The sequence below is a fragment of the Cupriavidus sp. 30B13 genome, from assembly GCF_049059565.2.
Classification (GTDB): domain Bacteria; phylum Pseudomonadota; class Gammaproteobacteria; order Burkholderiales; family Burkholderiaceae; genus Cupriavidus.
In genome coordinates, this window is record NZ_CP188223.1 from 1,332,866 (window position 1) to 1,357,877 (window position 25,012).

20 protein-coding genes are annotated in these 25,012 nt (G+C 68.8%); 14 read left to right on the plus strand and 6 right to left on the minus strand.

The features are described 5' to 3' along the window. Nucleotides 1-11: 11 nt before the first annotated feature. A complete protein-coding gene (locus tag ACKI2N_RS06240) occupies nt 12-956 on the minus strand; it encodes a bestrophin family protein (protein ID WP_420992769.1) in 945 nt (314 codons plus the stop codon). Nucleotides 957-1,266: 310 nt separating this feature from the next. Here ACKI2N_RS06240 and ACKI2N_RS06245 point away from each other — a divergent pair, with 310 nt between their 5' ends. The 3 genes from ACKI2N_RS06245 (at nt 1,267) to ACKI2N_RS06255 (ending at nt 5,983) form a co-directional block, all read left to right on the plus strand. Then, nucleotides 1,267-2,910 carry a DUF342 domain-containing protein gene (locus tag ACKI2N_RS06245; protein WP_420992768.1) on the plus strand — a complete coding sequence of 548 codons (1,644 nt, stop codon included), beginning with the start codon at nt 1,267-1,269 and terminating at the stop codon, nt 2,908-2,910. Nucleotides 2,911-3,212: 302 nt separating this feature from the next. After that, nucleotides 3,213-3,722 (plus strand): DNA-binding response regulator, encoded by a 510-nt coding sequence (locus ACKI2N_RS06250; RefSeq protein WP_420992767.1) that lies wholly within the window; start codon nt 3,213-3,215, stop codon nt 3,720-3,722. A 221-nt stretch (nt 3,723-3,943) separates the two neighbouring features. Continuing rightward, nucleotides 3,944-5,983 (plus strand): gamma-glutamyltransferase family protein, encoded by a 2,040-nt coding sequence (locus tag ACKI2N_RS06255; protein WP_420992766.1) that lies wholly within the window; start codon nt 3,944-3,946, stop codon nt 5,981-5,983. 227 nt (nt 5,984-6,210) lie between these two features. Here ACKI2N_RS06255 and ACKI2N_RS06260 read toward each other — a convergent pair whose 3' ends face one another. Next, on the minus strand, nt 6,211-7,080 hold the full coding sequence (locus ACKI2N_RS06260; protein WP_420992765.1) for a transcriptional regulator: 870 nt from the start codon (nt 7,078-7,080) through the stop codon (nt 6,211-6,213). Between the two features lie 471 nt (nt 7,081-7,551). On the opposite strand from ACKI2N_RS06260, the gene ACKI2N_RS06265 reads away from it, so the two are divergent. Then, a complete protein-coding gene (locus ACKI2N_RS06265) occupies nt 7,552-7,839 on the plus strand; it encodes an excalibur calcium-binding domain-containing protein (protein WP_420992764.1) in 288 nt (95 codons plus the stop codon). A gap of 16 nt (nt 7,840-7,855) precedes the next feature. Here the strand turns inward: ACKI2N_RS06265 and ACKI2N_RS06270 are convergent, their stop codons facing one another. From ACKI2N_RS06270 to ACKI2N_RS06285, 4 genes are all read right to left on the minus strand, one after another. Beyond that, nucleotides 7,856-8,341, minus strand: a complete 486-nt coding sequence (locus ACKI2N_RS06270; protein ID WP_420992763.1) for a hypothetical protein — start codon at nt 8,339-8,341, stop codon at nt 7,856-7,858. A 623-nt stretch (nt 8,342-8,964) separates the two neighbouring features. Beyond that, on the minus strand, nt 8,965-9,336 hold the full coding sequence (locus ACKI2N_RS06275) for a hypothetical protein (RefSeq protein WP_420992762.1): 372 nt from the start codon (nt 9,334-9,336) through the stop codon (nt 8,965-8,967). 143 nt (nt 9,337-9,479) lie between these two features. Beyond that, nucleotides 9,480-10,856, minus strand: coding sequence for an NAD-dependent succinate-semialdehyde dehydrogenase (locus tag ACKI2N_RS06280; protein WP_420992761.1), 1,377 nt, complete (start codon nt 10,854-10,856; stop codon nt 9,480-9,482). A 96-nt stretch (nt 10,857-10,952) separates the two neighbouring features. After that, entirely contained in the window at nt 10,953-11,450 is a 498-nt protein-coding gene (locus ACKI2N_RS06285) for a carboxymuconolactone decarboxylase family protein (protein WP_420992760.1), read from the minus strand. A gap of 162 nt (nt 11,451-11,612) precedes the next feature. Here ACKI2N_RS06285 and ACKI2N_RS06290 point away from each other — a divergent pair, with 162 nt between their 5' ends. From ACKI2N_RS06290 to pmbA, 10 genes are all read left to right on the plus strand, one after another. Next, nucleotides 11,613-12,389 carry an AraC family transcriptional regulator gene (locus ACKI2N_RS06290; RefSeq protein ID WP_420992759.1) on the plus strand — a complete coding sequence of 259 codons (777 nt, stop codon included), beginning with the start codon at nt 11,613-11,615 and terminating at the stop codon, nt 12,387-12,389. Nucleotides 12,390-12,705: 316 nt separating this feature from the next. Further along, nucleotides 12,706-15,027 (plus strand): TonB-dependent siderophore receptor, encoded by a 2,322-nt coding sequence (locus ACKI2N_RS06295; RefSeq protein WP_420992758.1) that lies wholly within the window; start codon nt 12,706-12,708, stop codon nt 15,025-15,027. Between the two features lie 8 nt (nt 15,028-15,035). Beyond that, entirely contained in the window at nt 15,036-15,815 is a 780-nt protein-coding gene (locus tag ACKI2N_RS06300) for an energy transducer TonB (protein WP_420992757.1), read from the plus strand. Nucleotides 15,816-15,845: 30 nt separating this feature from the next. After that, complete coding sequence (locus ACKI2N_RS06305; protein WP_420992756.1) at nt 15,846-16,574, plus strand: MotA/TolQ/ExbB proton channel family protein; 729 nt, start codon at nt 15,846-15,848, stop codon at nt 16,572-16,574. Between the two features lies 1 nt (nt 16,575). Then, nucleotides 16,576-16,983 carry an ExbD/TolR family protein gene (locus ACKI2N_RS06310; RefSeq protein ID WP_420992755.1) on the plus strand — a complete coding sequence of 136 codons (408 nt, stop codon included), beginning with the start codon at nt 16,576-16,578 and terminating at the stop codon, nt 16,981-16,983. Between the two features lie 19 nt (nt 16,984-17,002). Further along, nucleotides 17,003-18,799: an ABC transporter ATP-binding protein/permease gene (locus tag ACKI2N_RS06315; protein ID WP_420992754.1), complete on the plus strand. Its 1,797-nt coding sequence runs from the start codon at nt 17,003-17,005 to the stop codon at nt 18,797-18,799. 17 nt (nt 18,800-18,816) lie between these two features. Continuing rightward, nucleotides 18,817-20,169 (plus strand): thioredoxin, encoded by a 1,353-nt coding sequence (gene trxA, locus ACKI2N_RS06320; protein ID WP_420992753.1) that lies wholly within the window; start codon nt 18,817-18,819, stop codon nt 20,167-20,169. 16 nt (nt 20,170-20,185) lie between these two features. After that, nucleotides 20,186-21,493 carry a thioredoxin family protein gene (locus ACKI2N_RS06325; protein WP_420992752.1) on the plus strand — a complete coding sequence of 436 codons (1,308 nt, stop codon included), beginning with the start codon at nt 20,186-20,188 and terminating at the stop codon, nt 21,491-21,493. A gap of 26 nt (nt 21,494-21,519) precedes the next feature. After that, entirely contained in the window at nt 21,520-22,986 is a 1,467-nt protein-coding gene (tldD, locus tag ACKI2N_RS06330; protein ID WP_420992751.1) for a metalloprotease TldD, read from the plus strand. A gap of 159 nt (nt 22,987-23,145) precedes the next feature. Beyond that, nucleotides 23,146-24,516: a metalloprotease PmbA gene (gene pmbA / locus ACKI2N_RS06335; RefSeq protein ID WP_420992750.1), complete on the plus strand. Its 1,371-nt coding sequence runs from the start codon at nt 23,146-23,148 to the stop codon at nt 24,514-24,516. Nucleotides 24,517-25,012: the final 496 nt, after the last annotated feature.

The window sequence follows — 25,012 nt, forward strand, 5'->3', positions numbered from 1 at the left end:
CCGCGGCGTGCCTACAGCAGGCAGTAATCCACCGGCGCCAGCGGCGGCGGCAGGTCGGTCTCGCCCAGCGCTTCCTTCATCGCGATCTCGATGGCGCGGCACATGGCATCGAGCGGCAGGTCGTTGGGCGAGGTGCCGAACGGCTCTTCCAGCTCGTCGCCGAGCGCATCGAGGCCGAAGAAGGTGTAGGCCACCAGGCCGACCACGATGGGCGTCAGGAAGCCGGTGGTGTCGACCAGCCCGAACGGCAGCAGGAAGCAGTAAAGATAGGCGGTACGGTGCAGCAGCAGCGTGTACGAGAACGGGATCGGCGTGTTGCGGATGCGGTCGCAGGCCACCGCGGTGGACGTCATGGCCGACAGCGTGTTGTCGATCGCCACCGCCAGGCACGGGTCCACGCGCTGCTGCCGCACGCACTGGCCGAGATCCTCGCCCATGCGCATCATCAGCAGGGCGGGCGCGTTGGTGCTGGCGAGCATGGCGTCCCGTTCGGCGGGCGCCAGCCAGGCGGCATCGATGCCGGTGCCGGCCTGGCTGCCGCGCAGGCGGTTGCGCAGCGCGCAGGCGAAGGCGATCGTGCGCAGCAACATGCGCTGGCGCACCGCGCCGGGCGCCGCCGGCGCATGGCCCGGCGCGGCGTCGCCGATCAGGCTCATGCACTGCCGCGCGAGGTCCTGGCTGCGCACCACCAGTTCGCCCCACAGCTTGCGCCCTTCCCAGAAACGGTCATAGGCGGCGGTATTGCGAAAGCCGAGGAAAATGGCCAGCGGCAGCCCGATCAGCGTGAACGGGATGGCCGTGAGCGCGACCTTGTGCCGGAAGAAGGCGCCGTGGGTGACGGTGACTGCCAGCGCGAGCAGCACGTTTACCAGCAGCACGCGCCAGATGCGCGACAGGATCGAGCCACGCAGGACCAGGAACAGCCTCAGTCCCGATGGGCGGTCTCGCACGATCATCCAGTGTTCCCCTTTTGTTGCAGCGCGGCGTTGCGCCGATGGGCAGAAGTGTACATTTTGCCTCGGCCGGGGGCTCAAGTTTTCTCCCGAACCGCCGTTGGTGTAGTGCGCGCTAGAAAGAACATAGATCAGCAGCGCGTAGTGCCTGCCATCAATCGCATGCCGCCGCGCCCGGCCAGTACGGGCTGACTCGCCGCAAGGCGGGGCAGGGCGGATTGCGCGGGGCGCAGCGGTCGGGACCGCGCGCCCGCAAACGACCCATCGGGGGAAAGACGGAATGGAAAGCCGGGGAGAACACCCAGTCAGCGCCATGGACGGCGCAGCGCAGAGCGCAACGGAAGGCGGCCTGCGGATCCGCCTCGACGAGGCCACGCGGCATTTGCACGCGTTCTTTGCCGTGGTGCCGGGACGGATGCCGCCGGACCGCGCCGCGCTGGAGGAAGCGCTGGCCGCCGGGGGCTGGCGCGGCGCCAGGCTGGACACCGCCACGGTCGGCAACTTCCTCGCGCAGTGCCAGCGCGCCACCGAAGGCGCGCCGGTGGAGGCGCTCGTCGGCGAGGTGACAGACGGCTATTTCGAGTTCGACGTCAGCGCCGACGGCCTGAGCGTGCGGCTCGACCTGCTGCCGGCGCAAGGCGGGCGCGAGGTGACGCGCGACGAGGTGCGCGCCGCGCTGGCCGAGCGCGGCGTCGTGGCCGAGGTCGACGCCGCCGCGCTGCGCGGCGCCTTCGAGGCGGGCGCCTGCGAGGGCCTGGAGATTGCCGCCGGGCGCGCGCCGCAGCCCGGCACGCCGGCGCGCTTCGAAAGCCTGCTGGCGCCGCGCAAGCCGCTGGTGGAAGAAGACGACAGCGGCCGCATCGACCTGCGCGACCTCGGCACCTTGCTGCTGGTCAATCCGGGCACGCCGCTGATGCGCCGCATCCCGGCCCGCCCGGGCACGGATGGCCTCGACGTGTACGGCAAGGTGGTGCCGGCGCCCGCGGTCGACGATTCGCCCTATGCCGACGGGCTGGCCGGCGTGGCGCCCGATCCCGCCGACCCGCAGGTGCTGCTGGCGGCCATCTCGGGCTCGCCCGCGCTGTTGCCGCATGGCGTGTCGGTCAGCCCGGTGGTCGACGTGGAAGCGGTGGACATGCACTCGGGCAACGTCACCTTCGACGGCACCCTGCGCGTCAATGGCGACATCAAGACCGGCATGACGGTGCGCGTGACCGGCGACGTCATCGTCAGCGGCACCATCGAGGCGGCCCATGTCGAGGCCGGCGGCAACGTGGTGGTCAAGGGCGGCATCATCGGCAAGGCCGAAGGCGCGCATCAGGGCGGCGACGGCACGGCGGCGCTGGCGAGCGTGCGCTGCAAGGGCAGGCTGCACGCGCGTTTCATCGAGAGCGCGGTGGTCGAGGCCGGCACCGACGTCACCGTGGAAAGCGGCATCCGGCAGAGCGACGTGGCTGCCGGACGCGCGATCTTCGCCGGTCCCAAGGGCGGGCAGGGCAACATCACCGGCGGCCGCATCCGGGCCAAGGCGATCGTGCGCACCGCCACGCTCGGCGCGTCCGCCGGCATCGCCACCGTCGTGCAGGTGGGCACCAATCCCTATGCCGAGGCGGAAAAGACCGAAGCCGAGGCCCAGCGCCGCCAGATCGACACCGACCAGGCCAAGGTGCAGCAGCTCGTCAGCTTTTTCGCCAAGCATCCGGAGAAGGCTTCCGGCGACCTGCGCGAGAAGGCGCGCGCGACCTTGTTCAAGCTGACCCGGGACGCCATCGAGGTCGATGCCCGGCTGGCGAAGCTGGCCGAGCAGCTGCACCCCGCGCCCGACGCGGTGATCGAGGTGAGCCGGCGCATCCACGGCGGGGTGGTCGCCCAGATCGGCCAGAAATCCATGAAGATCATGGAAGACAAGCCGGGCGGCCAGTTCCGCATGGTCGAAGGCCGCGTCGCGCTGGTCTGATCCGGCCGGACCGGCAGGCGGGGCCGCCCGCGCCTGTGCGGCGTCCCGGCCCGTAACGCGCGCGGAACACGTTACGTGACGCGTAACGCGCCGGCCCGCCCCGCGCGCCGCGCAAGCTCCGCTTTCCCAGTCTTGCCGTTTCCCGCCAGCCCTTGCCGGACAAGGGCTGGCGGGCGCCGTCGCGGGCGTCGCGGCGGCCTTCGCGACACGCTCCTGCGCCTGGCACATGCCTTGCGATCCCTTTGTGTCATCAGGCGCCCGCCGCCGGCGCCCTCCGGTTAACAGAGCACAGAGGAGCAATCATGGATATGGCACTCACCGCCCGCGCCAACGTCGACAGCATCATTCCGCGCGGGCTGTCCTCGGCCCGCCCGGCGGGCCTGCCCCAGTGGCAGGGCAGCCGCGCGCAGATGGCCACGCCCGGCGCGGCGCCGGTCCGCGCGGTGGTGATCGACGAATGCGCGCTGCTGCGCCTGGGCCTGAGCCGCATGCTCGAAAGCCTGCCCGGCGTGGCGCGCGTGGACAGCGTGGACCCGGACGAGCTGCCCGATCACGCCGGCGCCATCCGCGAGGCCGAACTGCTCGTCTTCGGCATGCCGCAGGACGTGACCAGCGGCTGGCGCATGCTGCGCAAGCTGCGCAGCATGCTGCCGACGCAGCGCGTGCTGCTGCTCTCGGACAATATGTGGCTGCACATGCCGCCGCCGGAAATGGGCTACGGCATCTGCTGCTGCCTGCCCAAGACTGCCGCGCTGGTGACGCTGGAGGCGGCCATCGCCAGCATGCTGGAGGCGCAGGTGCTGGCAGCCTGAAACGCCGGGCCGCCAGGCGGCGGCGCGGCATCAAGCGTACTTTTCATCACTCGCCAGTATGAACCGCGTTTGGATGTCTGTAAATAGATACATGTAGGGATTCAATGCCGTATTTGCCGGGCTTATGTTGAGCCTTCGCCACCCTGGCCCTTGCGTGCCGGGGCAGGCGGTCGACGTAGGGAAGCGTCGATTTTTCAAGCCTCAACATAAGTCAGGAAAACATGCCAAATACTGCACATCATGCGGTTTCATCCCCCTTTCACAACGCCACCCCCACCTTCGACCGCACGCGCCTGAACGCCATCGCCGTGGCCCTGCTGGCCCTGGGCCTGGGCGCCTGCGGCGGCGACGATCCCGCACCCGAGCAGCCGGTCGCGGTCAATCCGCCCGCCGTCGTCGCCGGCTGCGAACTGAACGGCACCACCGGCGGCGAAGCCGTGATCCTGCCGGGCGACCCCGGCGCGCCGGAAATCGCCACGGGCTATGCGCCCAAGAACACGGTGTACTCCAAGACGTACATGGCGGTGACCAACAACCCCGTGTCCACCAAGGCCGCGTGCGACGTGCTGAAGAACGGCGGCACCGCCGTGGACGCCGCGGTGGCCGCGCAGATGGTGCTCAACCTGGTCGAGCCGCAGTCCTCCGGCATCGGCGGGGGCACCTTCATCATGTACTACGACGCCGCCACCAAGCAGGTCACGGCCTACGACGGCCGCGAGATGGCCCCGGCCGCCGCCGACGAGAACTACCTGCAGTGGAAGTCCGCCGCCGACCAGACCGCCCCGGTGCCGACGGCCATCCGCAGCGGCCGCTCCATCGGCACGCCGGGCACGCTGCGCGTGCTGGAACTGGCCCACCGCGAGCACGGCAAGCAGGCCTGGAAGGATCTGTTCTCGCCGGCCATCAAGCTGGCCACCGACGGCTTCCCGATTCCGCCGCGCATGGCGGCGTCGATCAGCGGCGCCAGCACGGTCACGAACATCAAGCGCGACCCCGAGATGGCCGCCTACTTCCTCAACGCCGACGGCACGCCGCGCGCGGTCAACACCATCATCAAGAACCCGGCGCTGGCCAGCGTGTTCAGCGCGGTCGCCGCGGACGGCGCCGACGCCTTCTACAAGGACGGCCCGATTGCCCGGGCCATCGTCGACAAGATCCAGACCACCTACGGCGGCACCACCACGCCCGGCGTGACCACCGTGGCCGACCTGGAAAACTACGTCGCCAAGAAGCGCGCCGCGGTCTGCACCACGTACCGCGGCTACGAGATCTGCGGCATGCCGCCGCCGTCGTCGGGCGGCATCGCGGTGGCGCAGATCATGGGCATCCTGGAAAACTACGAAATGTCGCGCTACGCGCCGGCCGTGGTGGACAAGAACGGCGGCCGCCCGACCGTGCTGGGCGCTCACCTGATCGCCGAAGCCGGCAACCTGGCCTATGCCGACCGCAACAAGTACGTGGCGGACACCGACTTCATCGGCCTGCCGGGCGGCAGCTGGGAAAGCATGCTGAACAAGCCTTACCTGCGCCAGCGGGCGGACCTGATCAGCACCGTGGGATCGATGACCCTGCCGGCGCCCGCGGGCGATCTCGGCGCGGTGCCGCTGGCGCCGTCGCTGCTCGACGAGCACGGCACCACGCACCTTTCGCTGACCGACAAATACGGCAACGTGGTCTCGATGACCACCACCATCGAGTCGGGCCTCGGTTCGTATCACTTCACCAACGGCTTCCTGCTCAACAACCAGCTGACCGACTTCAACGCCGCGCCCACCGTGGCCGGCGTGCCCGTCGCCAACCGCCTGCAGCCGGGCAAGCGCCCGCGCAGCTCGATGTCGCCCACGCTGGTGTTCAAGCGCAATGCCGACGGCTCGCGCGGCGACTTCTACATGACCACCGGCTCGCCGGGCGGCGCCACCATCATCCAGTACGTGGCCAAGACCCTGGTCGGCGCGCTCGACTGGAAGCTGGACGCGCAGCAGACGGTGTCGATGATGGACTTCGGTTCCAACAACGTGAACATGATCGTCGGCGGCGAGCATCCCAACCTCGACCTGAGCGTGCCCGCGGGCGGCGCGGCGGGCGACAACGATCCGCTGGTCAAGGGCTTGCGCAACCTCGGGCACACCGTGAACGTGGGCGCGCAGTCCAGCGGCCTGAGCGCCATCATCCGCACCACCATCGGTGGCGCGACGGTGCTGGTGGGCGGTGCCGACCCGCGCCGCGAAGGCGTGGTGCTGGGCGATACCTTCACGCCGTAAAAGGCAGCCGGCGCCGTGGCGGCTGCCTCCCGATCGGTTTTGCGGAAATTTCCCTGGCTCAAATAGGAAATGGCTGATTGGTCGTGGCGGTTCTGCTGGCTACAGTAGCCACATACCGCTCTCTCCCCGGGGGTGGTATTCCCGATGAGGGTCCATCCCTTGGCCCTCCTTCCGTAGCGCCGCATGCTTTCGCGTGCGGCGTTTTTTTTGCGTCGTGCCGGCCGCGTTCAGGCAGGCGAGACGCCTGACGGCACTTCCGCGCCGCGCGGCAGGACGCGCCACGCGAGGTTCGCGCCGTCGCCGGCGCCGGCAAATTCGCAGTGCGTGTCGCGCGCCTCGGCGAAGTCGGCCGCTTCGAGCCATACCGACAGGAAGGCACCCATGGCATCGAGCAGCGTGTCGGAATTGATGCCCGCGGGGCCGCCGACCTTCGGGCAGATCACCAGGTGCGTGCCCTCGTGCGAATACACGCGCAGCGTCTTCACCAGGTCGGCCGGCTGCAGGCGATGCTCCGTGCAGGGCACGCCCTCGAAGCCGAACGCCAGCAGGAATTCCTCTTCCTCCGCCTGCCCCGTGCAGAGAATCACCTTGGGCCGCATGCGGCGGCGCAGGCCCGCGATAAAGCGGAAGCGTCCGCCCTGGCGGCAGAAGTCCGCGTAGCGCCAGTTCGGGCTCAGGTAGGGATTGCGGCGGAAGGTCTCGATCTGCGCGAGATCCATGTGCTGCGGCTTGGGCAGCGGATAGAGATTGAGCTTGAACTCCCAGCCCCCCGGGGCGTAGAGATACTGGTCGAAGTAGGCGTGCCAGTCCACGCCCGGCATGGTCTCGCGCAAGGTGGCCGCGCGCGTGGCCGCCATGATGCGGGCCAGGCGCTGATGCGTCTGCCAGCGCGGCATGTCGTGGCGGTGGCGCTCGCGGAAGGCCGCGTCCCAGGCCGGCGGCGCATGCACCGGCGCCAGCGCCGCGCCGGGAGCGGCGGCAAGCAGATGCGGCTCCTTGTCGCAAAGCCAGACGGCCGCACCGATGTTCCCGCCCTCCATGCCGGCGTACGACGAGAAATATGCGTCCAGTTCCTCGCTGCTGAAAATCGATGCCATGTGATGTCTCGTTGATGCAAGCTCGTCATTCGCTCCCCGGCGTCCGTCGCGGATACCGGGGGTTCCCGTTTGCCGTCGGCGGCCGGCCGCGAAGCCGGCGCGCCACGTCGTGCGGTTGTGCATGCGCAATCGGCGTGCCATCCGCGCGGCATCCGTGCGCAGGCCCGTGGCGCGGCCCCGGCGCGATGGCCCGAACCGGCTGGAAGCCGCGCCGGACCTGGGTTTGCGGGGAGATGGGCGGGCCGGGCGAAAGCCATGGCGGCGCGGCGGGCGTGCGGGCCGCACGCCATCGCGGCGTTACGCGTTACGTAACGCCAGCGTTGCCGCGGAACACCGCCGGCGCTGCTACCGTGTTCCGCGCGGCACGGCCATACCCCGCGCGGGCGGGGCCGGTTTCCGTGGCGCGGCTGCCGACACGCGCGCCCGGCCGCGCCCGTTTGTGGCATGCTTCGCGCGAAACGGAGGAGCCAGATGAACAAATTCCTGGTGATCGGCGCGGCGCTGATCGCGGCGGGTTTCTACTTCAAGTCGGGGGCGCGCGTGGAAGCGCCCGGGCCGACGCCCGAGCCCGCGATCGCGGCGGCAGCGCCCGCCATGGCCCCGCCGGCGGCCGCCTTCCGCTGCGAGGGCAAGCAACGCTGCAGCGAGATGCGCTCCTGCGAGGAAGCCCGGTTCTACCTGCGGAACTGTCCCGGCGTGAAGATCGACGGGGACGGCGACGGCATTCCGTGCGAGCCGCCGCCGCTGCGGTGCTCGTAGCGGGCCGGCGGCTGGCCTACCAGACCCGTATGCGGATCTGCAGCGAGATGCAGCCGTCGACCTTGCCGCGGATCGTCGGCACGTAGATCAGGCTCGCGCCCACGCGGCCGTACTCGATGCCGATCACCGGCGCCGCCATCGGCGACCAGCCGCCGTTGTTGACATCCGGATAGCCGCGTATCGCGCCGGCCGCCGCGCCGATCCGCAACGGCCCCAGGTGCAGCGGCTGCCAGGCCACGGTGGCGTAGACCGAGTGGTAGCGCACGCTGTTGCGGTATTCGCCGGCGGACAAGGTGAAGTCCTCGCTGACGCGCACGTCGGCGCCGAAGCCCCAGTTGTACGCGTTGTAATGCGCGGCGCGGTTGAAGTGATAGGACAGCAGGCCCGCGTTCAGCCAGACCTGCGTCGGGAAGGCCGGTGCCGGCGGCGCGGCCCGGGGCGATGCCGCGCTCACCTCGCGCGCCGGGCCCTGCGGAGAAGGCACCGCGAGATCTGGAGGCACGGCATCATCCGCGCGCGACGGGGCCGCTGCCAGCGACACGCACATGGCAAGCAGCACGAGGCAGCCGCGCGAAAAAAGGCAATAGCTCGCCGCGCCAGGGACTGGACAAGCATCCATGGCCGCTTCCTTCGTTCTTGTTGTGGCTGGGACCGGCCGGGCGTGGCGCGCGCAATGCGCGGGCGCGGCGATCCTGCGATACCGGCGTGGCGCCGGCTATGTGGTGGCGGTCTGCATGCTGTTCCCCGGTTGCGCGGCAATCGGCGAACGCGTGCCGGGCAGGTGCCGGCCGGTTCGTCATGTCTGTGCGGGCGGCTGGAATCGCGGCCCGTCGTTTTACTTGTCGTGTGATACCAGTCTGGTACCTGCGCGGGGCCGATTCAATGCTTCGTACGCCGTAGGCCTAAGGACGGGCCTGGCGGACGAGAGACTGTCAACGATTCGCCGCCGCCATGCTTTTGGCGGGCGCACGTGCCGGGAACGGCGCGGGGAAGCGCCGAAAGATGCGGGCGGAGGAAGCGAAACGGGCGGAAGGGGCGGAAGGGGCGGAAGGGGCGGAAGGGCTGGAAGGGCTGGAAGGGGAGGATGCGGCGGCAAGGCCGCCCGCAGTTTGTGCCTGCGCGGTGTCAGCGCTTCCAGGCGACCGGCGCGGTGGCCGAGCACGTCGCCATCTTGCCGTACCAGTTCCGGCTGGTGGCGAGCCTGATGCGCTGCGGGTCCACCGGCTCGATCTGGCGCTGCCGGCGCTCGGCAAGGCTGTTCGCCACGCTCGCAAGCGCCGCCTTGCAGTCCGTTTCCGCCGTGCCGGTCCGCACCGTGAAGCCGGAGTAGCGATGGTTGACCATCAGCGTGAAGCCGTCCGCGACGTACTCCACCGTGTACTCGGTGTCCATGTCATAGGTGGACATCTGCCGGCCATTGCCAGGCATGGGCGTGGGCGTGGTGCAAGCCGCCGCGGCCAGGCAGGCCATTGCTGCCAGCACCTTTGTGTATCTCACAGCATGACCTCCATGGCATTGCGTGTCGGGAAACGGGCGCCGCCTGGCTCGCGGCGCGCCCTGGGGCTGGATGGTACCAAGGAATGGCGGCGGCGGTCACGCCGCCACGGCCGCCGCGGCTGCCGTGGCTTCGCTGTCCGGGCTCAGCCGGCCGCGGCGACCCGCACGAGCTTCTTGTTGACGAACTCGCCGATGCCGAGCTCGGAGAGCTCGCGCCCGAAGCCGGAATTCTTCACGCCGCCGAACGGCACCTCCGGCCCGGTATAGGCGGCGGAGTTGATGAAGACCATGCCGGCCTCGATCCTGGCGGCAACGCGCCTGGCCCGCTCGACGTCCCCCGAGAAGACCGACGCGCCCAGGCCGAAGCGGGTGGCATTCGCCAGCCTGATCGCGTCTTCCTCGCTGTCGACCACGTAGTAGGAGAGCACCGGCCCGAAGGTTTCCTGCTGGTAGAGGGGGTTGTCCTCGCCGATCCCGGTGACGATGGTCGGCTCCATGTAAAAGCCGGGACGGTCGATGCGCCGGCCACCGAGCACCACGCGGGCGCCGGCATGCCGCGCGCCTTCGACCTGCGCCAGCAGCCCTTCGAGCGCGCGCTCGGACACCACCGGGCCGACTTCGGTCGCGGGGTCGGCAGGGTCGCCGACGGCAAAGTTGCCGATGCGCTGCGTCATGTGCGCCAGGATCCGTTCCCCGCGCTCCTTTCCGACCACGATGATGCGCTTGGACGAAACGCAGGCCTGGCCCATGTTGATCATGCGGGAGAAGATCGCCTGCTCGGCGGCCTGCTCCAGCGGCGCGTCCTCCAGGACGATCATCGGGTCGCTGCCGCCGAGCTCCAGCACCACCTTCTTCAGGTTGCGCCCGGCGCGCTCCGCCACGGACGCGCCCGCGCGTTCGCTGCCGGTGAGGGTGACGCCGCGGACGCGGAAATCGTCGATGAGCGCGCCGACCTGCTCGACGGAGCAGAACAGGTTCGTATAGACGCCGGCGGGCGCGCCGGCTTCCTCGAAGAGCCGCGCAAACGCCAGCGCGCACTGCGGCACGTTGGGCGCGTGCTTCACCATCAGCACGTTGCCGGCCATGATCTGCGGGCCCGCCACGCGGGCGAGCTGGTAGTAGGGGAAGTTCCAGGGCTCGATCGCCAGGATCACGCCGACCGGCTCCGTGACCACCACCGCGCCCGGCGCCTCGGCCAGCGGCGCCGGCCGCAGGAAGGATTCGGCGCGCCGCGCGTAGTAGTCCAGGATGTCGGCCGAGAGATCGATCTCGTAATAGCCCTGGTTGACCAGCTTGCCCATTTCCAGCGTCAGGTAGCGGGCATATTCGTCGCGCTTCTCGCGCAGGATCGCGGCGGCGCGCGCCATGACCGCGGCGCGGGCGGAAACGGGCCGGTGCCTCCAGTCGCGCTGGTAGCTGTCGTCCGCGGTCTTCAGTGCGGCAAGCACTTCGGCATCGGACATCGGCGGGAAGGTCTCGATCGTAGCGCCGGTCGCCGGATTGACGGTTTCATAGGCCATGCTGTTTCTCCTTGAGGAAGCGGTCGGAAAAGGTCTGCCTCTGCGGCAGCGGTGAGGTGGTGAAGAAAGGCGCGGGCGCGCGCCATGCGCCCGGGCTCAGGCCAGCAGCGCGTCCCAGCCGGTCGGGTGGTCGTCCAGTTCGACGCCGAGGGTTTCGAGGAAGCGGGCGGTCATCATGTAGTGGCCGACCAGCAGCGTGAGCTCGGCGACCTCCTGGTCGCTCATGTGCTGCCGCAGCGCCGCCAGGGTGGGGTCGCTGACCTTCACCCGATGGACGCATTCGTCGACGAACCGCAGGATCGTGCCCGCGCGCGGGCCGAGCACGATGCCGTTGCCGCTTTCGATTGCCGCGATGTCCTGTCCGGTCCAGCCGGCGCCGCGCGCGATGGGCACGTGCTGCATGCGCTCGTACCGGCTCGCGCTGAGCGCCCCGACGCGCAGGATCGCCAGCTCGCGGTCCTTGGGGGCCAGCCGGCCTTTGGCGAATGAAGCGCCGAGGCTGAGGTAGGGGTCCGTGGACGCCGCCGTGAGCAGCAGCGCGCGCGTGAGATTGGCGGGAAAGCGCCGGAATTGCGCGCTCTGGGCTTCAGTCATTTCCGGTAACATCACCAGGGGAATTCGGGACACTGTTCTTGCTCCGGTCGGTTGCAGGGAGGTCGTCGGCAGCGACGATCGCTTGACCGGTAAGTTACAGGCCGGGGTTCCGTCCGGCGTCGCAGCCCGAGCCACTTTGTGTGCAGGAAATGACAACCTTCGATGCGCGTGCAGAAGAGCCAGAACCGCGATGACTTCCAGAACGTCGCCGGCTACGTGTCGGCGATGGCCAAGTCGTTTCCGCTCGGCACGCTCAACCCCCGCCATGCGCACCGGCGTGCGCAGCTGGTGTTCGCGGTGTCCGGCGTCATGGAGCTCAGCACGGCAGGCTGCCACTGGCTGATCCCGCCGCAGCGCGCGCTGTGGGTGCCTGCCGGCACCGAGCACGAGATGCGCGCGCGCACGGATGTCGAACTGCGGACCCTGTGGGTGCGGGTCGAAGACGTCACCGTGCCGCTGCCGTCGGTTCCCACGCTGGTGTACGTGACGCCGCTGCTGCGCGAGCTGATCGTGCGCGCAGTGGAACTCCCCATCGAAGACGGCGTCGCGGGCGCGGCGGCGCAGATCATCTCGCTCATCTTCAGCGAACTGCATTTCGTTCCGCCGGGCGAGTTCCATCTCCCGCGCGTATCGGATCCGCGCCTCGTGCGGGTCGAGACGCAGTTCAAGCAGAATCCGGGCGACACCCGCGGCCTGGAAGAATGGGCCGCGATCGCCAACATGTCCGCGCGGACCTTCACGCGCCACCTCAAAGACGAGACCGGGCTGTCCTTCGCGGACTGGCGCCAGCAGATCCGCCTGACCGAAGCGATGGTGCGGCTGGTGGGCGGAGAGTCGATCACCTCGATCGCGCTGTCGCTCGGGTACGAGAACACCGGCTCCTTCAGCCGCATGTTCAAGCGCGCCATGGGCGTGAGTCCCAGCGATCTGGCGATCTAGCGGCCCGGCGCCCCTGCCGTGGTCGATGACGCGGCGGCCACGCCGCGCTTGCCGATCGCTATCCCAAACCGCTCGGGCAAAAGGCATCTTGCCGAATCCGGGTCGGGAGCGGTTCACTCGTTGCGCTTTTTCCCCTTCCTATCCCGTGCCGGCATCTTCATAGAAGAAATTTATTGATTTTTTTGAGTCGATCAAAAAGATTTTCCAGCCGGGACGGTACCGCCTCGGCGGTTCAATCGGCTTTAGAGGTATGGGCGCGTATTTGCCGGCAGCGAAGCGCAATAGCGGGAAAACGAAGACAAAGGGAAAACTGCTCATGCCTTTCAGATGGAATCAGAAGACACTGGCCTGTCGTGCGCTGGGTACCGCCCTCGCCGTGGCGAGCGCCAGCCTGTTCGCGCAGACGGCGATCAACCTGCAGGCCCAGCCGTTGTCGACGGCGCTGTCGCAGCTGGCGCGGGAACGCGGCGTCAATATCCTGGCGCTCGACACGCTGGTGGCCGGCCGCAGCGCACCGGCCGTGGCCGGCACGCTGACCGTGCAGCAGGCGCTGGACCGCCTGCTGCAAGGCAGCGGGCTGACGGCGCAGCAGCAGGACGACAAGACCTACGTGATCCGCGCGCTGCCGCCGCCGGCACGCAAGGAGCCGGCGTCCGGGGCGGATGCCAGCGTGCTGCCGACCATCATGGTCACCGACAGCGCGGCGCCAACGGATTCGGGCTTCGTCGCGGTGGCGACCTCGACGGCCACGCGCACCGACACGCCGATCGCGGAAATTCCGCAGTCGGTCCAGGTCGTGACGGAGGACGTGCTGAAAAGCCAGCAGGTGCAGTCCGTCGGCGACGCATTGCGCAACGTCAGCGGTGTCTCGATCTCGAACGCAGGCGCCGACAGCATCGGTGGCACGCCGTACATCCGCGGCATGACGGCGGCGGTCAGCGTCAATGGCGGCATGAGTCTCGCGCGCGCGGATACCGCGCTGTCGCTGCCGACGATCGCGCTCTCGAGCGTCGAAGTCCTGAAGGGGGCGAGCGCCATCCTGGCGGGCGCATCGGATCCCGGCGGCATCGTCAACATCAACGTCAAGCGCCCGCAGGCGGAGCCCGTGCGCGAAGTGACCCTGCAGACCGGCTCGTACGGCAACCTGATGGGCGGGCTCGACCTGGCCGGCGCGCTCTCGGAGGACAAGAAGCTGATCTACCGCTTCGTGGTCTCGGGCGAGCGGAACAGCCGCGATTTCATCGGCCACGACGGCAAGCGCGATTTCTATGTGGCGCCGTCGATCGGCTGGCGCAGCGGCGGCACCGACCTGGCGGTGGGTTTCGAGCAGCATACGGGGCGGCAGCCGCCCCCCAGCTATACGTTCCCGCTGTCGAACGGCCCGGCGCCGCTCACGGGGCTGTCGGGCCGCGCGGACGATCACATGTCCGTCAACAGCACCTCGGTGTACTACGACCTCAAGCAACAGTTGACACCCGGGCTGACCCTGCTGAGCAAAGCGCGCTATATCGCCGAAAGCTCGATCAACTCGGCCTACACGGTTTTCCCCCTCGACATGGGCACGTCCGATCCCCTGGCGGTGTACACGGGGATTGCCAGCCACACCAGCGTGCGTTCCTTCAATCTCGACAACAGCCTCAAGGCCAAGTTCGAGACCGGCCCGGTCCGGCATACGATGCTGGCCGGCTTTGCCTATACGACAGCCTGGACTTCGTTGGACGGGGGCTATGGCGGCATGGCGTTCGGGTCATTTCCGATATCCGATCTGCCGCCGCTGAGCCAGGTGGTTACGCCGCAGCCGTCTCTCACTTATTCAGATCGCACTTACCAGAACGTCTTCTATCTGCAGGATCAGCTGAAGTGGGACAGGCTCACCGTCCTGGCGAGCATCAACCGCGGCCAGGCCTGGTCCAGCCTGCAGCCTTCGGTGGACGCGTGGTCGCCCAACATCGGCTTCGTGTACCAGCTTACCGATGCCGTGGGGGTCTACGCCAACGCGCTGCGCAGCTTCTCGCCGCAATCCAACATCCGGCGCGACCTCGGCAGGGCCGAGCCCATGCCGCCGCAGACCGGCCGTTCGGTGGAGGCCGGCGTCAAGCTGAACCTGCTCGATGACCGCCTCACGGGGACGTTGGCGGTGTACCGCGCCGCCAAGTACAACGTGGCGATGAGCGATCCGACGAATCCGGGCTTTTCCTTCCTGGTGCCGGGCGTCGTGAGCCGCGGCTTCGAGATGGACCTGACCGGGCGCCTGATGCCGGGCTGGAACATCATCGCCAGCTACACGTACGCCAATCAGTTGCCGACGGAGGGCAACATCAGCCAGCTGCCGCGAAGCTCCGCCAGCCTGTGGACGACCTATGACCTGCAGGGCGAGACCCTGCGCGGCTGGGGGGTGGGGGCAGGCATCTGGGCGCGCACGCGTTACCAGGCTACCGCCTATACCGGCGAAAACCGCTCGATTCCCGGCCAGGCCCGCACCGACGCAAGCCTCTATTACCGCAACAAGCAGTGGTCGCTGACGCTCGGCGTGAAGAACCTTTTCGCCCGCACGCTGTACGGCGACTACGCCAGCCAGCAACTGGTGGAAGTCCTGCCGGGGCGCCTGGTCTATTTCACCGCGACCCACAATTTCTGAGGCGTCCCATGGAGATCTTCGTGCCCTCGCCGCCGTGGCGGGCCCGCGCCGTGTCCGATGGAAAGCCGCGTTCATCCGCGCACGCTTACCGGATCCGGGGCGCGGCGTTCACGCTGCTGCTGCACGGCCTGGCGCTGTTCGGCATCGTGCACTACGCACCGCCAGCCTCGCTCGCGTCCGCCGGCCGCCCTGTTTCCGGCGCGGGGGTGCGGGTCACCCTGGTTTCGGCTCCCGCCGCTGCGCCGGCGCCGGCACCGGAAAAGCCGGCGCCGGTGAGCAAGCCCGCGGAACCGCGCCGGGCCGCGCCGCGGCATGCGCCGGTGCTGGCGTCGGACCGCTCGCAGGCCGCGCGCAGCGTGCCCGTCGAAACCACGCCGGTCGCGTCGCCCACGCCGCCCGAACCGGCCACGCCGCCAGCGCCGCCGACCGCGCAGGCGGCAGCGCAAAGCGCAGCGCAAACCGCGCCCGCGGCGATCAACCGCGAGCTGAATCTGCCCGGGGCCAATGCGGTCAAGGACGTTGCCCGCATCGTGTGCCATTTCGCCCAGCCGCCCTATCCGGCGGTGGCCCGGCGGCTGCGCCACGAAGGCACCGTGACCTTGCGCGTCACCATCGATGTCACCGGCAGGGCGTCGCAGGTCGACGTCGACACCAGCAGCGGCTTTGCCGAGCTCGACGCCGCCGCGGTGCAGACGCTGCGCGCCGGCCGCTGCGACCCGTACGTCGAGAACGGCCTGCCCGCCAGCGTGCGCGCGGTCCAGTCGCTGGCGTTCAATCTCACCAACTGATTCCACCCAGGTTCCAAGGAGAACTTCGCTATGCAATACGGACTGAATGCCGTCTGGCAGCAAGGCGACGTCGTCGCACGCGCCATCATGCTGCTGCTCATCCTCATGTCGATGCTGTCATGGGGCGTCATCTTCTACAAGGGCATGGAGCTCCTCCGCCTCAAGCGGCGGGCCACCATCGCCGAGCGGGATTTCTGGCTGGCGGGATCGCTCGCCGAAGCGCAGGCTTCGCTGGGAAGCCCGGGTTCCGGCAACCCCCACCTGGACCTGGTGGAAGCAGCGCAGGAGGCCTATCGCGGTCCGCAGTCCGAAGAGATGATGGCGCCGGACGAGTGGCTGCACCGCTGCCTGGGCATTGCGCTCGACGAACACCTCGCCCGCCTGGCGAGCGGCCTGGGCGTGCTGGCCTCGATCGGCAGCACCGCGCCGTTCATCGGGCTGTTCGGTACGGTATGGGGCATCTATCACGCGCTGATGGCGATCAGCGCGGCGGGCCAGTCGAGCCTGTCGCAGGTGGCCGGCCCGGTCGGCGAGTCGCTGGTGATGACCGCCTTCGGCCTGTTCGTGGCGATCCCGGCCGTGCTCGGCTACAACACCATCGCGCGCAACAACCGCGGCGTGGCGCACAAGCTGCACCGCTTCCGCCACGAGCTCCACTCGTTCTTCGTGCGGGGCGAGCGCGGCCGGGCCAGCAAGGGAACGAACATCGCCCCGTCGTCGCGGCCTGGCATTTCGATCATGATTCAGCCGGGGATCTGACATGGCGCCCTCGTTCGAAGAGCACGACGATGTCGTCACCGAGATCAACATGACGCCGCTGATCGACGTGATGCTGGTGCTGCTGATCGTCTTCATGGTCACGCTGCCGGCCATCACGCACGCGGTCAAGCTCGAGCTGCCGCGCGCGAGCAGCGCGCCGAGCGACAACCAGCCCGAGCGCGTCGACGTCTCGGTCGATGCGGGCGGCACGGTCTCATGGAACGCCCAGCCGGTCGACGAGGGCGCGCTTGCCACCAGGCTGGCGGTGGCGGCCACGCAGCAGCCGCAGCCGGCGCTCCAGCTCTATGCCGACCGCACCACGCCCTACGAGGCGGTCGCCGGCGTGCTCGCGGCCGCGCAGCGCGCCGGACTCACGAACATCAATTTCGTGACGACGCCCAAGTCTTAACCCAAGCGAGATTCCATCCGTGAAGTCCTTTTCCCGCCAACCCGGCGCGGCTGCCCACGCGGCGTCCTCGATCATTCCGCCCGGGGGCACCCTGCGCGCCGCCTGGCGCCTGGCGTCCCCGGTCCTGAGCTCGCCGCTCAAGTGGAAAGCGGTCGCGCTGCTGGCCCTGGCGATCGGCCTGACCTTCGTCACCAACCACGTGATGGTGGCGTTCAACGCGTGGCACGGCGTGTTCATGGACGCGGTCCAGCGCTACGACGTGGCCGGCATGGGTCCCATCGGGCGCCAGCTAGCGGTCATCATGGGCGCGATCGCGGTGCTCGCGTCGCTGGACATCCTGCTGCGCTCCACGCTGGAGATCGGCGGGCGCAGGTGGATGACCGAACACCTGATCGACAGGTGGCTGGCGCGCGGCGCGTTCTACCGGATCGAGCGCGACCAGTCGGTCGACAATCCCGACCAGCGGATCACGCAGGATGTCGCCCAGTTCGTTTCCTACGGCTACACGCTGACCATCGGCTTCATCGCCGCGCTGGTGAGCCTGGTGAGCTTCTCGGAAATCCTGTGGAAGAAGTCGGGGCCGATCGACCTCGTCCTCTTCGGCCAGACGGTCGTGATCCCGGGGTATCTGTTCTGGGCCGCGCTGCTGTATGCGATGGGCACGTCGTACCTGGTCCACCTGGTCGGCAGGCCGATGATGCGGCTCAACTTCGCCAAGGAGCGGGCCGAGGCAGATTTCCGCTTCATGATGACGGGGGTGCGCGAGCACGCCGAACAGATCGCGCTGTATCGCGGCTCGCAGACCGAAAGCCTGCGGCTGCGCCGCGGCTTCGATGCCGTGTGGCGCAATGCATGGCAGATCGTGCGCTTCGATGTCCGCTTCAACCCGCTCAATGTCGTGCTGCTTCACATCTCCGTGTTCGTGCCGACGTTCATCGTGCTGCCCCGCTATCTGGCGCACGCCATCACGCTCGGCGACATGAGCATGATGGGCTCGGCATTCACCACGCTGGTGATCACGCTCTCGTGGTTCATCGCCAACTACCAGGGCTTGCAGAACTTCCGCGTCATCGTCTCCCGCCTGGACGGACTGGAGCGGGCCACGAGCGCGGCGGGCGGCGCCGCGGAGGGCCGGGCCATCGCGCACGCGGCGGCGGGGCAGCGGCTGGTCGCCTCCGGCCTCACGCTGGCCACGCCCGCGGGGCGCGTGCTCGCCCGCGATCTTTCGTTCGAGCTGGCGCCCGGCGAGCGCTGGCTGGTGCGCGGGCCGTCCGGCGCGGGCAAGAGCACGCTGATGCGCGCGCTCGCCGGGATCTGGCCCTATGGCGGCGGGACCGTCACGATTCCCCATGGCGCGAAGATCCTGTTCCTGTCGCAGAAGAACTACCTGCCGACCGGCACGCTCAAGGCGGCGCTGTGCTACCCGTCCGCCGAGGATGCCTTTCCCGACGCCGTGTGCCGCCAGATGCTGACCGATTGCCAACTGGGGCATTACTGCGGCCAGCTGGAGGAATCGGCGCCGTGGGGCCACCGGCTGTCGCCGGGCGAGCAGCAGCGCCTGGCGATCGCGCGCGCGTTGCTGCAGCGGCCCGACTATCTGTTGATGGACGAGTCGACCAGCGCGCTGGACCTCGATACCGAGCGCCATCTCTATGGCTTGCTGGTCCAGCGCCTGCCGAACACCACGCTGTTCAGCATTTCCCACCACACGACGCTCGGTGCGTTCCATACCCATGTATTGCATGTGGGGGATAGCCGGGTCGACGGCGACGCCTGCGTGCGGACCGACTCCGCTGTTTCTCTGCTGTCCCTCTAAACCAAGAGAATCCATTCATGAGCAATCTGATCGTCAATACGACCGACGCGACGTTCGAGCAGGATGTCCTGCAGTCGGAGTTCCCCGTCCTGCTGGATTTCTGGGCGCCCTGGTGCGGCCCTTGCAAGATGCTCACCCCCATGCTGGAGCGCCTTGCCGTCCAGTATGCCGGCCGGGTCCGGATCGTCAAGCTGAACGTCGACGACAATCCCGAGACGACCAAGCGGTTCCAGATCCGCGGCATCCCCAGGCTGATGCTCTTCGCGCAGGGGGAACTGCAAAGCGCGCAGGTCACGCAATCCCAGGCCGGCCTCACGGTACTGTTCGACAACATCTCGAAGCCTGCCGGCGTCGTGGCGACAGCGGCGGCGACAGCAGCGTCGGCACCGGCGGCGGCGCCGGTGGCGGCGCCGGCAGGGGCCGCGCTTGCGGCCAGCGTCGTGCCGAGCTTCGGCGGCGATCCCGCGCGCAAGGCGGACTATCTGCAGCGCCTGCGGGCGGCCACGTTCGATGGCGACCATTCCCCCAGCGAGAGCGTGACCACCAGCGCCGGCGCGTTTGCCGGCACCACGGGCGGCCCCGAAGGCCTGGGCCAGCTGCTCGATGTGGTCTGGTGGCTGAACTATTATGATCCGGCGCGCAAGGCGCAGGCGCACGATCGCGCGGTATCGCTGATCGAAGCCATTCCGGTCGGCATCGACCTCAACCGCATTTCGCTTCTCATGGCGAACTGGCTGTTGCACGATCCCGAGACAGGGATTGCGTGCCAGGCCCCGACCGACGTCGCGCGCGCGCTGTGCGACCGGCTGGCGGCGCTCCACCAGCGCGAGCTGGATGGCGAGCGGGTGCCGGAGAGCGAGTGGTCGGTACTGCAGCACGATGTCGTCAGGCTCGCGCCGCCTCCGGTCAATCCCGATCATGCCGGCGCCGCCGCGGCACCGGCCTTGTCGCCCGAGCAGAAGTTCCTGGCCGTTCTCGAATATGGCACGATGCCGCTCGCGGATGCCGGGCTGAACAATCTCTTCAACATCGTCTACGGCCGGACGCTGAATCTCGAGATCGAGCGTTCGGGCTGCTGGAGCGCCGAGGAAAACCAGCAGTACCAGTCCGTCTACGAGGCAACGCGGGACGCGCTTTCGTCCGCGCTCGGCGAGCGCCCCGCGGATGAAGATGCCGAAGCCGCCGCGCAATGGGACGAGCGGTCGAAATCGATCGGAGCGCAGGTGCAGCCCGCGATCCAGAAGTCGCACCCGGAACTGCAGGCGCGCCGCGATGCGGTGGAGCGTTTCCAGAAAGCCCTGGGCAGCCGGGTTGCCGATGCCGTGCAGGCGCAATTCCTGGCGCAATGCGCCGCCGTAGCCACGCGCTGAGGATCGTCGGACCATCATGAGCGATTTGATCGTCAATACCACCGATGCGACATTCGGGCAGGATGTCCTGCGGTCGGAATGCCCCGTCCTGCTCGATTTCTGGGCGCCCTGGTGTTCCCCTTGCAAGGCCCTCAACCCGATGCTGGAACGCCTCGCCGCGCAGTATGCCGGCCGGGTCCGGATCGTCAAGCTGAATGTCGACGAGAATCCCGAGACCGCCAGGCTGTTCCATGTCCGCGGCATCCCGCGGCTGATGCTGTTTGCGCGGGGCGAGTTGCAGATGCCGAATGTCGCGCATTCGCAAGCCGGTCTCAAGGTACTGTTCGAGGACCTGACGAAGGCCTTGCCAGGCGCGGTCGCCGTGGCGCCGGCCCCTGCCGTGGCCGCCGCCGTGCCGAGCTTCGGCGGCGATCCGGCGCGCAAGGCGGACTATCTGCGGCGCCTGCGGGCGGCAACGTTCGAGACCAGCTGCCTGCCCGCCGACAGCGTGGCGACGGACGCCGGCGCGTTTGCCGTTGCCACCGGCGGGCCGGAAACCCTGGGCAAGCTGCTCAACGGCTTGTGGTGGACGCTCAATGAACCGGAGAGCCCCGGCCAGTCCCACGACTGGGTGGTTTCCTTCATGGAGGCGATCCCCGTCGGCGTCGACCTGGCCCGCATTTCGCTCGCCGTGGCGCATTGGATGCTGCACGACCCCGAGCTGGGGAGCGCGCAGTACGCCCCGACCGATGCCACGCGCGACTTGTGCGGCCGGCTGGCGGCGCTGCACCGGCGGGAACTGGATGGCGAACGGATTCCCGAGCATGAATGGTCGGCGCTGCAGCGCGACGTCGTTGCGCTCGCGCCGCCTCCGTTCGATCCCGATACCGCCACGGAGCCGCCCGACTGGTCGCCGGAGCAGGGCTTCATGGTGACCTTCGAGCGGCTGGCGACGCCGCTCGCGGAGTGCGACATGTCTGGCCTCTTTTCCGCTTGCTACGGCCGGACGTTATCGCTTGCCGTGGCACACCTGGGCTGCTGGAGCGGCCAGGACCAGCAGCAAATGCAGTCCGTCTACGAGGCAACGTGGAAGGCGCTGCTGTCCACGCTCGGGGAGCGTCCGGCGGACGAAGACGCCGAGGCGCTCGCGCGATGGGAAGCCCGGATGCGGGCGCTGCGGGATCAGGTGCGGCCGACCGTGCGCAAGACGCATCCGGAACTGCAGGCGCGCGTGGAGGCGTGGGAGCGCATTCAACAAGACCAGGGCAGCCGGCTGGCCAATATCGTGGGGGACTACTTCAAGGCCCTGTGCGCATCCGCGCCCCGCATCGCTGCGCCAAACTGAAGATCAGCCTACATCATCCGCTCACCATGAATATCCTCGAATCCGGCATCCGCCACCTCGCGCTCGCGAAAGACATCCTGCTGGCGCCTTACGGCCACGACGAAACCCTGCTCGCCGGGACGCTCGCCGACATCTTCACGCACCAGGTCGACTACGCCGACCTCTACTTCCAGTCCACCCGCAGCGAGGCGTGGAGCCTCGAGGACGGCATCGTCAAGTCGGGCAGCTTCAGCATCGACCAGGGCGTGGGCGTGCGCGCGGTGGTGGGCGACCGCACCGCATTCGCCTATTCCGACGACCTCTCGCCGGAGGCGATCCGCCAGGCCGCGGCAACCACCCGGGCGATCACGCGGGCCGGCGGCGGCAGCCAGAAGATCGAGGCCGCGCCGGCGCTCAGGCGCGTAGCGGGCCGCGACCTGTACCGGCCCGCCGATCCGCTGGCGTCGCTCGACGCGACCGAAAAGGTGAAGCTTCTCGAGCGCGTCGAACGGATGGCGCGCACCCGCGACCCCCGCGTCAGGCAAGTGATGGCGAGCCTGACGGGCGCGTACGACGTGGTACTGGTGGCGCGCAGCGACGGCGTGCTCGGCGCCGATATCCGTCCGCTCGTGCGGCTGTCGGTCATGGTGATCGCCGAGCAGAACGGCCGGCGCGGCGAAGGCATGGGCGGCGGCGGCGGCCGCTCCGACTACGCCTGTTTCTCCGACGAGGTGCTGTCGCGCTACGTCGGCGAGGCGGTGGATACCGCGCTGGTCAACCTCGACGCGAGCCCCGCGCCGGCGGGCGTGATGACCGTCGTGCTCGGGCCGGGCCTGCCCGGCATCTTGCTGCACGAAGCGATCGGCCACGGCCTGGAAGGCGACTTCATCCGCAAGGGCTCGTCGGTGTTCGCCGGCAGGATCGGCGAGCAGGTCGCCGCCAGGGGCGTCACGGTGGTCGACGACGGCACGCTGCCGGGCCATCGCGGGTCGCTCAACATGGACGACGAAGGCAATCCGACCCAATGCACGACGCTGATCGAAGACGGCATCCTGAGGGGGTATATCCAGGACACCCTGAGCGCGCGCCTGAACGGCATGCCGGTGACGGGCAACGCGCGCCGCGAGTCGTACGCCGATCTGCCGATGCCGCGCATGACCAACACCTACATGCTCAACGGCGACAAGGATCCGCAGGAGATCATCGCCTCGGTGAAGCACGGCCTGTACGCGCGGAAATTCGGCGGCGGCCAGGTCGACATCACGAATGGCAATTTCGTGTTCTCCGCATCCGAGGCCTACATGATCGAAGACGGCAGGATCACCCGCCCGGTGAAGGGCGCGACGCTGATAGGCAGCGGCCCGGAGACGCTCAAGTATGTGAGCATGATCGGCAACGACATGGCGCTCGACGCGGGCGTGGGCAACTGCGGGAAGATGGGGCAGAGCGTGCCCGTGGGGCTCGGCCAGCCGACCCTGCGGATCGACCAGATGACGGTCGGCGGCACCAGTTGAGGCGTCGATGCATGCCGGCGCTTTCCCGCGCGTTCCCGGTGCCATGCGCGCAGCCGGGCCGGCGGGGAAAGCCGCAATGCGCGAAGCGGTAATTTTTTCGGGCCTGCCATGCGCGTGCGATGAGCGCGGGCCGCGGGCCCATCAACGGATATCACGACTATGGCTGTCACCTCCGACGCGCACGCGCGTCATTTTGCGCACACGCAGGATCAACTGAAAGACATGGCGGCGGACATTCTCCGCCACGCCAAGGCGCTCGGCGCCACCGACGCCGCCACCGAGATCACCGAAGGCGACGGCTTGTCGGTGTCGGTGCGCTGCGGCGAAGTGGAGACGATCAAGCGCAACCGCGACAAGACGGTGGGCGTCACCGTCTTCATGGGCAAGAAGCGCGGCGCCGCCAGCACCTCGGACTTCTCGCCGGCGGCGCTGAAGGATACCGTCGCGGCCGCCTGCAATATCGCGCGCTTCACGGCCGACGACGACTCGGCCAGCCTGGCCGATCGCGACCTGCTCGAAACCGCGCCGCGCGATCTCGACCTCTACCATCCGTGGCAGCTGTCGGCCGACGACGCCGTGGAAATCGCCCGCCGCGCGGAAGAGGAGGCGTTCGCCGTCGGCGCGGATATCCGCAACTCGGACGGCGCGAGCGTGGCCGCGCAGCATTGGCAATTCGTGCGCGCGACGTCGCAGGGCTTCGCCGGCGGCTACCCGCATTCGCAGCACTACATCGCGTGCGCGCCGATCGCGGGCAGCGGCGGCGACATGCAGCGCGGCAACTGGTACACCGTGCAGCGCAGTGCCGACGATCTCGCGTCGCCGGAGTCGGTCGGCCGCCGCGCCGCCGAGCGGGCGCTGGCACGCATGGGCGCGCGCCGCCTCGACACCTGCAAGGTGCCGGTGCTGTTCGAGGCGGCGCTGGCGGCCGACCTCCTCGGCGTTTTCGCGCACGCGGCAAGCGGCGGCATGCTGTACCGCAAGTCATCGTTTCTGGTCGACAGCCTCGGCAAGCCGGTGTTCGCGCCGCACGTGCAGATCGCCGAGGATGCGCACGCGCCGCGCGCGCTGGGCAGCGCGCCGTTCGATGCCGAGGGCGTGCGCACGCACAGGCGCAGCCTCGTGAAGGATGGTGTCGTCGAAGGCTATTTCCTGTCGACCTATTCGGCGCGCAGGCTCGGCATGCGCAGCACCGGCAACGCCAGCGGTCCGCACAATCTCGCGCTGCGCAGCTCCACGACGAAGAGCGGCGACGACTTCGGCGCGATGCTCAGGACGATGGGCACCGGCCTGGTGCTGACGGAGCTGATGGGCAGCGGCATCAACTACGTGACCGGCGATTATTCGCATGGCGCGGCCGGGTTCTGGGTCGAGAACGGCGTGATCCAGTATCCGGTCGAGGGGATCACGGTCGCGAGCACGCTGCAGGACATGTTCCGCAACATCGTCGCGGTCGGTGCCGATACGATCGTGCGCGGAGCCAATGAAACAGGCTCGGTGCTGATCGAGCAGATGACGGTCGCCGGCAAGTAAGCCGGGGCCCGTCGCATGGCGCGCGTGTTCTCGTGCGCGCCCCGCATCCGTTGCCTGTGTCCGGGGCGCGCAGGGCTGCCCCGAACGCGCGGCGGGTCTTCGCGGCGCCGCGCCGTTCATGCGGTCCCGCCATTGCCGGGACAAGCGCCGCACGTCGCATCAGCCAGCGCTGACGGCTGAGGTCGTCCCGCATCGCCGCGCGTGTCCTGCGCAACGCCGCCGCGTCCTCGCGGGCAGTCGGCCTCCGTCCCGTTTCTTCCATTGCCTGCCGCAGTGTTGCCTGTCGATGACGGCAATGCGGCCAGCAGCGATATCCGCTCCCGCCGGCGCTTGCCGGGCCAGTTTCGCCACGCCTCTTCCGGGCATTCCGGGCAATAAGGACATGCGCAAATATTCGTGGCCGCGCATGCCGGCTGGTCTTATTCTCTGCACCGCTGTTGCAGGTGCTCCGCGTGTTTTCCTCGATGTGTTTCGCGGCGGATAGTGCGGCCGATTC

Excerpts from the sequence above, each read along its gene's own strand:
- ACKI2N_RS06250 (WP_420992767.1), top strand. The coding sequence starts at position 3,213 with ATGGATATGGCACTCACCGCCCGCGCCAACGTCGACAGCATCATTCCG.
- ACKI2N_RS06240 (WP_420992769.1), bottom strand. The coding sequence starts at position 956 with ATGATCGTGCGAGACCGCCCATCGGGACTGAGGCTGTTCCTGGTCCTG.
- ACKI2N_RS06310 (WP_420992755.1), top strand. The coding sequence starts at position 16,576 with ATGGCGCCCTCGTTCGAAGAGCACGACGATGTCGTCACCGAGATCAAC.
- trxA (WP_420992753.1), top strand. The coding sequence starts at position 18,817 with ATGAGCAATCTGATCGTCAATACGACCGACGCGACGTTCGAGCAGGAT.
- ACKI2N_RS06285 (WP_420992760.1), bottom strand. The coding sequence starts at position 11,450 with ATGACTGAAGCCCAGAGCGCGCAATTCCGGCGCTTTCCCGCCAATCTC.
- ACKI2N_RS06300 (WP_420992757.1), top strand. The coding sequence starts at position 15,036 with ATGGAGATCTTCGTGCCCTCGCCGCCGTGGCGGGCCCGCGCCGTGTCC.
- ACKI2N_RS06280 (WP_420992761.1), bottom strand. The coding sequence starts at position 10,856 with ATGGCCTATGAAACCGTCAATCCGGCGACCGGCGCTACGATCGAGACC.
- pmbA (WP_420992750.1), top strand. The coding sequence starts at position 23,146 with ATGGCTGTCACCTCCGACGCGCACGCGCGTCATTTTGCGCACACGCAG.
- ACKI2N_RS06305 (WP_420992756.1), top strand. The coding sequence starts at position 15,846 with ATGCAATACGGACTGAATGCCGTCTGGCAGCAAGGCGACGTCGTCGCA.
- ACKI2N_RS06255 (WP_420992766.1), top strand. The coding sequence starts at position 3,944 with ATGCCAAATACTGCACATCATGCGGTTTCATCCCCCTTTCACAACGCC.
- ACKI2N_RS06265 (WP_420992764.1), top strand. The coding sequence starts at position 7,552 with ATGAACAAATTCCTGGTGATCGGCGCGGCGCTGATCGCGGCGGGTTTC.
- ACKI2N_RS06295 (WP_420992758.1), top strand. The coding sequence starts at position 12,706 with ATGCCTTTCAGATGGAATCAGAAGACACTGGCCTGTCGTGCGCTGGGT.
- ACKI2N_RS06325 (WP_420992752.1), top strand. The coding sequence starts at position 20,186 with ATGAGCGATTTGATCGTCAATACCACCGATGCGACATTCGGGCAGGAT.
- ACKI2N_RS06245 (WP_420992768.1), top strand. The coding sequence starts at position 1,267 with ATGGACGGCGCAGCGCAGAGCGCAACGGAAGGCGGCCTGCGGATCCGC.
- ACKI2N_RS06290 (WP_420992759.1), top strand. The coding sequence starts at position 11,613 with ATGCGCGTGCAGAAGAGCCAGAACCGCGATGACTTCCAGAACGTCGCC.
- ACKI2N_RS06260 (WP_420992765.1), bottom strand. The coding sequence starts at position 7,080 with ATGGCATCGATTTTCAGCAGCGAGGAACTGGACGCATATTTCTCGTCG.
- tldD (WP_420992751.1), top strand. The coding sequence starts at position 21,520 with ATGAATATCCTCGAATCCGGCATCCGCCACCTCGCGCTCGCGAAAGAC.